Below are 8,526 nucleotides of genomic sequence, written 5' to 3'. Positions count from 1 at the left end.
ATTTTCGAGTACATGGCAAACGCCACTTTAAAGTTATTCCATATCGTTTTCATCTTATTCTTTTTTTATTCTGACGGGAATCCCATACACAACCTCGGTCACACAGTCCGCCATCTCTGCCAGACGTACATTAATGTTTCCCAGGATCCGCTGGTATTCCATCGTCTCCTCCTCATATCGGTATCCGTCCGAAAAAATTTCATTCGTCACCAGAACCAGATTCCGCGCCTGATGGGCCAGACGGGAAACGCCCGCAAGAATTTCCTCCTCCGCCCGCGCTTTTCCCGCCCCGGATGGATCAAATATTTCATTTGCCGTGAGATTCGACATACATTCGAGCAGCACATCGCTTCCCGGTTCCAGCTCCACTTCTTTTAAATTCGTATAACACTCAGTCGTCGAAAACTGCTTTGCCGCGCGCATCTTCCGGTGGCGTGCAATACGCGCCTGCCCTTCCGCACCGAACGGCTGCATCGTTGCGATATAAACCCTCCGTGTTCCGCCAAAATCCAGAATACACTGCTCCGCATACGCCGATTTTCCGCTGCCGCTGCCGCCTGTAACCAGATGTATCATCGTTTCACCTGCCTTTTTAAGTCAGCGGCACATACGTTTCGATCTGTGCCTCGTCAAATGTCGCCATGCCGCGGTATACGGCATTTGCCTGATCCAGAATCGGGAAAAGCATGATGGCGCCCGTTCCCTCGCCCAGACACATATCGCAGTGCAGGAAGGCTTCTTTTCCAAGCTCTGCAAGCAGCAGATGAGCCGCCGGCTCCTTTGATACGTGCGAAGCAATCATATAGTCCTTCGCAAGCGGTGCAATCCGTGCGGCAAGAAGCGCTGCCACACAGGAAATAAAGCCGTCCATCACAACCGGAACGCCATGTGCAGCCCCGGCAAGAAAGACACCCGCCATGCCGGCGATATCAAAGCCGCCGACCTTTGCCAGCACATCGATGGGATCGGACGGATCCGGCTGATTGATGGCAATTGCTTTTTCAATCGCTGTAATTTTCCGCGCAAGACCTTCACTCGAAAGCCCGGCGCCCCGCCCGGTGAGTTCCGGAACCGGCTGATTCAGGAAAACGGCTGCCATTGCACTGCTCGTCGTCGTATTTCCAATGCCCATCTCACCGGTTGCCAGCAGCTGATAGCCAGCCGCAATTTTTTCTTCCGCCACGGCGATTCCTGCTTCAAGCGCACGAACGGCCTCTTCCCTTGTCATCGCCGGACCTTTTGCCATATTTTTTGTTCCATACGCAACTTTATACCGCGGAACCTTCGTATCGCGCGCCATTCCGATATCAATCGGAAACAGATCCGCATGCGCACCGCGGCAGAGAATGGCTGCTGTCGCCTTCTCCTGCAGAAAATTTTCCGCAACTGTCGCTGTCACTTCCTGACCGCTCTGCGTCACGTTTTCTTCCACAACGCCATTGTCCGCACAGAACGTCAGAAGTGCTCTTTTTTCAATCGAAATCTCCTCTTTTCCGGTGATTCCGGCAATCTGGATGAGCACGTCCTCCAGCTTTCCGAGGCTGTGGAGCGGCTTTGCAATGCCGTCCCAGTGAGCCTTGGCACGATCCATCGCCTCTTTCGAAAGCGGATGGATCTGTTCGATTGTTTCCTGTAATGTCATCTTTTGTTCGCCCCTTCTTTCGATATGACGTCCAATCAGCTCTGTTTTTTCACCCAGTTCACAAAGAAAATATGGGAATCTTCCCGCGCTGTTCCGCTGGAAGTTGTCCATTTATAGGTGTATGTATATGTCACACATTTTTCTTTATCCATATTCAGATTTTCAAATGCTTTCGGAGTCATGAAATATAGATAATCAAAATCATCTCTCGTATCGCCAAAGCCCGGGATCACACGTTTTGTGCCGTTCTTCAGATATGCATCCATGATCGACTGGGATTCATCCACTGCACCGTAGGCTCCATTATTTTTCAGCTGATTGATGATCGAACTGCTCTGCTCCGCAATTCCCGTCAGATAGTTTGTCAGACTTCCGTTCCGCGCCGGTTCAAACTGCTGCTGTTTATAAATCGCTGTGCGGAGCGAAATATTCTGTGCCGCCATCCGGTTCCGGATGACCATCGCAACTGCCGTCATACCGGTTTTTCTCTGGACACCCGCCTCCGCACTGCAGATAGCCGCAAAGAAATCACGGTCGCTCACAGACGGATCCGTGTAATACTGATGCTCCATCGTATAATATTTTCCGCTCACGCTGTCCTTTGCACGCACATACTGGCTCGAGCCGAGAATGCACACTCCGTTTTCGTCAAAGCTGTAGTACCAGTTGCTGCTGTTCTTTTTCAGCAGAGCGTAATACGATTTTACCATCTTTCCGTCGCTTCCAAAGTAATACCAGCCCGTCTGCGGATCACCGCTTACCATCCGTTTCTGTGCATTGAGCCACTGGTTCTTTGCCATGCCTCCCCAGTCTTTAAAGTAATAGGAAGCGCCGTTGATAGTCCGCTCTCCCGTCACCATCACGCCATTGGCATCGGCATAGTAACTGTTGTTTAAATGCGTAAAGAAGGTATTGCGGTACATCGCACCGCTTTCCCGGAAGTAATACCATTTATTATCTTTTGAAAGCCAGCCGGTTACCATTTTTCCATCTGCACCGGCATAATACGTTTCATTTCCGACCTGAAAGAAGGTGCTGCGGTACATGCCGCCCCAGCCCCGGAAATAGTAATAGGTACCATTGATTTTCTGCCAGCCCGTTACCATCTTTCCATCTGCATTCACACGATATGTATTGTTGTCATATTCAAAAAAACGGTCAAAATACTGCTCACCGGTTTCATCAAAATAATAATAGGTACTTCCCTGCTGAAGCCAGCCTGCGGTCAGTTTTCCATCTGCACCCGCATGGCAGACACTCGTCCCATTTTTGATGAACGCATTCTGATACATGCCGCCCCAGTCTTTGAAATAATACCAGGCACCGTCGATCTGTTTTTTCCCGACGGCCATCTTTCCATTTTCATCCGCATAGTAAAGTGCGCTTCCTGTCGGACCGTGGAAAAAGGTGCTGCGGTACATACCGCCCCAGCTCCGGAAATAGTACCAGGTTCCATCCTGCAGCAGCCAGCCGGTCGTCATCTTTCCATCCGCATCAACATGGTAAATGTTATTTTTATGCGTCAGAAAAGTATTTCGCGCCATGCCGCCCCAGCTTCGGAAGTAATACCAGATTCCATCGATCTGTTTGAAGCCGACTGCCATTTTTCCATCGGCATCGACGTAATACGTATTTTTGTCATACTCAAAAAAGCAGTTCTGGTACATCGCACCCTGCTCATCGAAATAGTAATAGACACCCTCGACCTGTTTCCAGCCGATTGCCATTTTTCCATCCTGATCCGAATAATACCGTACATTTTTCACGGTATAAAACGTATCACGGTAAACACCGCCCCAGCTTCGGAAATAGTACCAGTCTCCGTCCATCTGTTTCCAGCCGACTGCCATTTTTCCGTCTTCATTCAGATAGTAACGGTTCTTGTCGTACTCTCTCCATGCCCCTTTGACAATGGTTCCATCCGGATCCTTAAAATACCAGATGCCATTCTCATTCACCCATGGATTATAGTTTCCGGCCTGCACGGATACTGCCGTCTCCGCGGACTCTCTGCTCTGTGTTTCCGCATCCGGAAGATCCGATCCCGCATTCTCCGTTGCCGGATCCGGTGTTTCTGTCTCCTTTTCTGCCGCCTCCGGCATATTTTCCGATGCCGCCTCTGCATCGTCTGCTGCTTCCGCCTCCGATGTTTCTTCTGTTTCTTCCTGTGTAGCAGCAGAAGCCTCATTTACCAGACTCTGCTCTGTGCCTGCTCCAAATACAGTCGTTGTACCGACGACGGTTGTCACGCAGGCTGCCGCCAGTACTCCCCTGATTACTTTATTTTTCATGATTTTCTCCTTATGAAAACAGGCAAAGCATGGGATGCTCTGCCTGTCTTAAAATTCTGCTCCTGCTTTATCTTATTTCAAAAACGCCCGAACGGTCTCCGGCATCTGATCTACATCACACTCTGTCGTATGAAGCACCGGTGCAGTACGGATTTCTTCGATCGCACGCGGAATCTCGGTATTGGCAAGTGCAGACAGCTTGTCTACCTGCTCCAGTACCGGAAGGGTGTCATACTCCGGTGCAATCGCTGCAAGAACGCTGCTTGTAAATTTATACGGGCTTGCGGTAGATGCGATGACGGTCTTGGTTTCGTCATAGGTCTCCTCGCGGTATTTTCCGTATACAGCCGCTGCAACCGCGGTATGGGTATCAATCACATATCCGGTATCGCTGTACAGTTTTGCAATCGCGTCTGCTGTCTCCTGTTCGGATGCATAATTGCCGTAGAAGTCTGCCAGCTCTTTTTTCATCGCATCGGTAATCTCATATTTTCCGTCTTTTGCAAGATCCTGCATCAGCTCGCGGTCTGCTGCTTCGCTGTTTCCGGCGATGCGGTAGATCAGACGCTCCAGGTTGCTCGAGATCAGGATATCCATGGACGGTGATGTTGTCAGAATAAAGTCTCTGTTTCTGTCGTAAACGCCGGTGCGGAAGAAGTCAAACAGAACTTTGTTCTCGTTGGAAGCGCAGATCAGTTTTGCGATCGGCAGTCCCATCTGTTTTGCATAGAATGCAGCGAGAATATTTCCGAAGTTTCCGGTCGGAACGGTTACATTGATCTTTTCTCCGTCTGCAATCTCTCCGTTTTTCACCAGGTTTGCGTAAGCATATACGTAGTAAACGACCTGCGGAACGAGTCTTCCGATGTTGATCGAGTTTGCAGAGCTGAACTGGAAGCCTTTATCTGCCAGCTCTTTTCCAAGCTCTTTGTCGTTAAACATTTTCTTCACGCCGGTCTGTGCGTCGTCGAAGTTTCCGTGGATGGCAACAACGTGGGTATTTTTGCCCTTCTGTGTTACCATCTGTTTTTCCTGAATCGGGCTTACGCCGTTCTTCGGGTAAAATACAATAATTCTGGTGCCCGGCACATCGGCAAAGCCTGCCATCGCTGCTTTTCCGGTATCTCCCGATGTAGCAGTTAAGATGACGATCTCATTTTTCACGCCGTTTTTCTTTGCGGCGGTCGTCATCAGATGCGGCAGAATGGAAAGTGCCATGTCCTTGAACGCGATCGTTGCGCCGTGGAACAGCTCCAGATAGTAAACACCGTCTGCTTTTGTCAGCGGTGCAATTTCCTCTGTGTCAAATTTTGCATCGTATGCGTTTGCAATACAGTTTTTCAGTTCATCTTCTGTAAAGTCGGTAAGAAAACGGCTCATTACCTCGTATGCCACTTCCTGATAGCTCATAGCCGCAAGTTTTTCCATGGGAACATCCAGTGCTGGAATGGAGGTCGGTACAAATAATCCGCCGTCGTCGGACAGACCCTTTAAGATTGCCTGGGATGCAGTTACGGTTTCTCCATTGCCTCTGGTACTTTTGTATAATACTTCCATGCTCTTTCTCTCCTTCACTTTGACTCCCGGCAGAGCCTCTCTGACTCCCGGCCGGATACGCTTCAGATTCGTTTTACCTGTACGCTTCCTCTTATTATAATGGATGAAGTATGAAAAAACAACAAAAATATACAAAAAATGACTGTGCACAAAAATGCACAGCCATTTTCCACCATTCTGCCAAAATATTTTTTGTCAGAATGTACGATTTAATTTTCGTCGGACTCCTCCGTTTTTGCTTCGCCGTCTTCTAATGCCGGAGCTTCCCTTTCTGTCTCCTCGAGCGCGAGTGCTTCTTCCTCTTTTTCCGCATTCTCCGCGATCTTATCTTCCGCCCAGGCCACAAACGCTGCCGCATCTCCGATCTCAAAGCGTTTCTTATCGAGGAAGGTGCTTCTGCCTCCGATGGTGATGCGGATAAAATTATCAAACTCCGTCACCTTTGTCAGCTCTTCGAGCGGAATATCGGTGCTTCTGCCCTCTTTTTCATATGTCATTGTGAGCACATGCTCAGTAAAACGAAGGGTACGTTCTCCAAGGAGTCCTCTCTTTTTGCATTTTTTCATCTGTGAACGTGCCATCAGATTTGGCAGAAACGTACACAGAAGTGCCATCAGAATGGAGATTCCAAGATTGAAGAAGTCTCCCGGCATGATAAATCCCCGCGCTGCTGCACCGTAGATCATAAAAGCGATCGCAGCCACAACAGCAATCCCTGTGATAATCCGCAGTACCAGACGTACTTTTTTTATCTCGGTGCCGTAAATCTCCACAAACATTCCTTTGGTGTATTCAATTTTGTTTTTAAACAGCATATGCTCTCTCTTTTCTTATCGGTTGTTGATTGCAGTTACCAGCGCGTCGATGGAAGCGCGGATGATATCCGGATCTACGCCTGCGCCCCAGGAAAGGATTCCGTCCGGCTTTTTGATGCCGACGTAGGCAATTGCCTGTGCACTTGAGCTCTGCTCCAGCGCGTGCTCCGTGTAGCTGACCAGATCATACTGCAGATTATACTGCTGTTTCAGTGCATTGCTGACCGCATTCAGACGGCCGTTTCCTTCTGCATATGCAGTTGTGTACTCTCCGCCCTCGTAATTGGAGGTAACCTGTGCTTCAATTCTGCCCTCATCGAGCTGTTTAAAGTGAACGCCGTTGATGTTGTACGGTGTTGTTACGTTCTCGAAGGTATCCTTAAACAGTTCAAAGATCTCATCCGGACGCAGCTCTTTGTGCAGATGATCGGAAACAGATTTTGCGGTATAGCTCATGGCCTCGCGCATCTTCGCCGGCAGATTCAGGCCGTATTTCGTCTCCAGAATATAGCCGACACCGCCCTTTCCAGACTGGCTGTTGATGCGGATGACGTCTGCATCGTAGTTTCTTCCGATATCGGTCGGATCGATCGGCAGATACGGAACGGTCCAGGTATCCGGTGCTTTCTCCTCGATCCAGTGCATGCCTTTTGCGATCGCATCCTGATGGGAACCGGAGAAGGCTGCAAATACGAGAGATCCGCAGTACGGGCTTCTCGGGTTGATGCTCATACCGGTGAAGGATTCAAATGCATGGCAGAGCTTCGGCATATCGGAGAAGTCAAGCTCCGGATCGACGCCCTGCATGTACATGTTCATGCCGACCGTGATAATATCCACGTTTCCGGTTCTCTCGCCGTTTCCGAACAGCGTTCCCTCGATACGGTCTGCTCCGGCAAGGATACCCATCTCTGCATCGGAAACGCCGCAGCCGCGGTCATTGTGCGGATGAAGGGAAAGAACGACATTATCGCGGTATTTCAGGTTTTTGCTCATGTATTCCACCTGGCTTGCATAAACGTGCGGCATGGAAAGCTCCACGGTGCTCGGCAGGTTGATGATGGCTTTGCGGTCTGCAGTCGGCTGCCATACGTCGAGAACGGCGTTGCACACCTCAAGCGCATATTCCGGCTCGGTTCCGGTAAAGCTCTCCGGGCTGTACTCGAAGCGGTATTTCTCGCCGGCCTCTTCTGTCAGCTCTTTTAAGAGCTTTGCTCCCTCAACCGCGATTTTCAGGATGTCTTCTTTCGATTTTTTGAAGACCTGCTGACGCTGTGCATAGGAAGTGGAATTGTAAACGTGAACGATGGCATTCTTGCAGCCCTTTAATGCCTCGAAGGTCTTGCGGATGATATGCTCTCTCGCCTGGGTCAGAACCTGAACGGTTACGTCATCCGGGATCAGATCCTGCTCGATCAGGGTGCGAAGGAATTCGTACTCGGTCTCAGATGCTGCCGGGAAGCCGACCTCGATCTCTTTGAAACCAACCTCAACGAGGAGTTTGAAGAATTCTACCTTCTGCTCCAGGCTCATCGGAATTACAAGTGCCTGGTTTCCGTCACGAAGGTCAACGCTGCACCATACCGGTGCTTTGTCAATGCTGTCTTTTTCTGCCCAGTCCATGCACGGAACCGGCGGCATATAATACTGTTTCTGATACTTCTTTACATTCATCATGATTTTTCCCTCCCAGAAAGTGAAATATAATTTATTCTGCCGACATAAATTCGGGATGAAAGCATAAAAAAATCTCTCATCTTCTGTGTCGGCTTCTGACACAAGAGACGAAAGACTTGCTATCTTACGCGGTACCACTCCTGTTTTACAGAGATTTTCTCTGTACACTCTGCGGATACGGATGAAACATCTGCATATCCTGCCCCTCTAACGGTGGGTTTCCGTCTGCACCTACTCTTCTTATTCTAAATTTGGGAGCAGCGGCTCTGAGGTCAGTTCCACGGAATTCGTCTGCTGTTTCGCATCACCCAACAGCTTTCTGGATTCGGAAGCTCCATGTAGTATTCCTCTTCTTTGCCTTTTTCCTAACTTGGCTCTTATGTTACCATTTTTCTCCATCTCTGTCAAGCGCAAAACGCAGGATTCCCACGACAAACGCATGAATGACTATCTAATACCAATTCTGCTTTTTCAGTTTTTTTAAGCTTCTAAAAGTTCTTCCAAGTACTTAATTGGACGCAAGCTTACTACAAACCTTTTCTTT

6 protein-coding genes and 1 other annotated feature are annotated in these 8,526 nt (G+C 49.2%); all 6 genes read right to left on the bottom strand.

What is annotated here, in order from left to right:
- Positions 1-54: 54 nt before the first annotated feature.
- The gene (locus ACY2VW_RS13460; RefSeq protein ID WP_461878399.1) at positions 55-576 is read right to left on the bottom strand and encodes a bifunctional adenosylcobinamide kinase/adenosylcobinamide-phosphate guanylyltransferase; all 522 of its coding nucleotides are present in this window, start codon (positions 574-576) and stop codon (positions 55-57) included.
- Positions 577-592: 16 nt separating this feature from the next.
- The gene (gene cobT / locus ACY2VW_RS13455) at positions 593-1,642 is read right to left on the bottom strand and encodes a nicotinate-nucleotide--dimethylbenzimidazole phosphoribosyltransferase (RefSeq protein WP_461878398.1); all 1,050 of its coding nucleotides are present in this window, start codon (positions 1,640-1,642) and stop codon (positions 593-595) included.
- A gap of 35 nt (positions 1,643-1,677) precedes the next feature.
- A complete protein-coding gene (locus ACY2VW_RS13450; RefSeq protein ID WP_461878397.1) occupies positions 1,678-3,933 on the bottom strand; it encodes a hypothetical protein in 2,256 nt (751 codons plus the stop codon).
- A gap of 72 nt (positions 3,934-4,005) precedes the next feature.
- Entirely contained in the window at positions 4,006-5,490 is a 1,485-nt protein-coding gene (gene thrC, locus ACY2VW_RS13445; protein WP_117760348.1) for a threonine synthase, read from the bottom strand.
- A 209-nt stretch (positions 5,491-5,699) separates the two neighbouring features.
- Entirely contained in the window at positions 5,700-6,305 is a 606-nt protein-coding gene (locus tag ACY2VW_RS13440; RefSeq protein ID WP_461873107.1) for a hypothetical protein, read from the bottom strand.
- Between the two features lie 15 nt (positions 6,306-6,320).
- Positions 6,321-7,982, bottom strand: a complete 1,662-nt coding sequence (locus tag ACY2VW_RS13435) for a 2-isopropylmalate synthase (RefSeq protein WP_461873108.1) — start codon at positions 7,980-7,982, stop codon at positions 6,321-6,323.
- 100 nt (positions 7,983-8,082) lie between these two features.
- Positions 8,083-8,346 (bottom strand) — a binding site (T-box leader).
- Positions 8,347-8,526 lie beyond the last annotated feature (180 nt).

This window comes from Fusicatenibacter sp. (assembly GCF_977045365.1).
The sequence above is the reverse complement of the archived record's forward strand: the minus strand, read 5'-3'. Positions and strand labels throughout refer to the sequence as shown.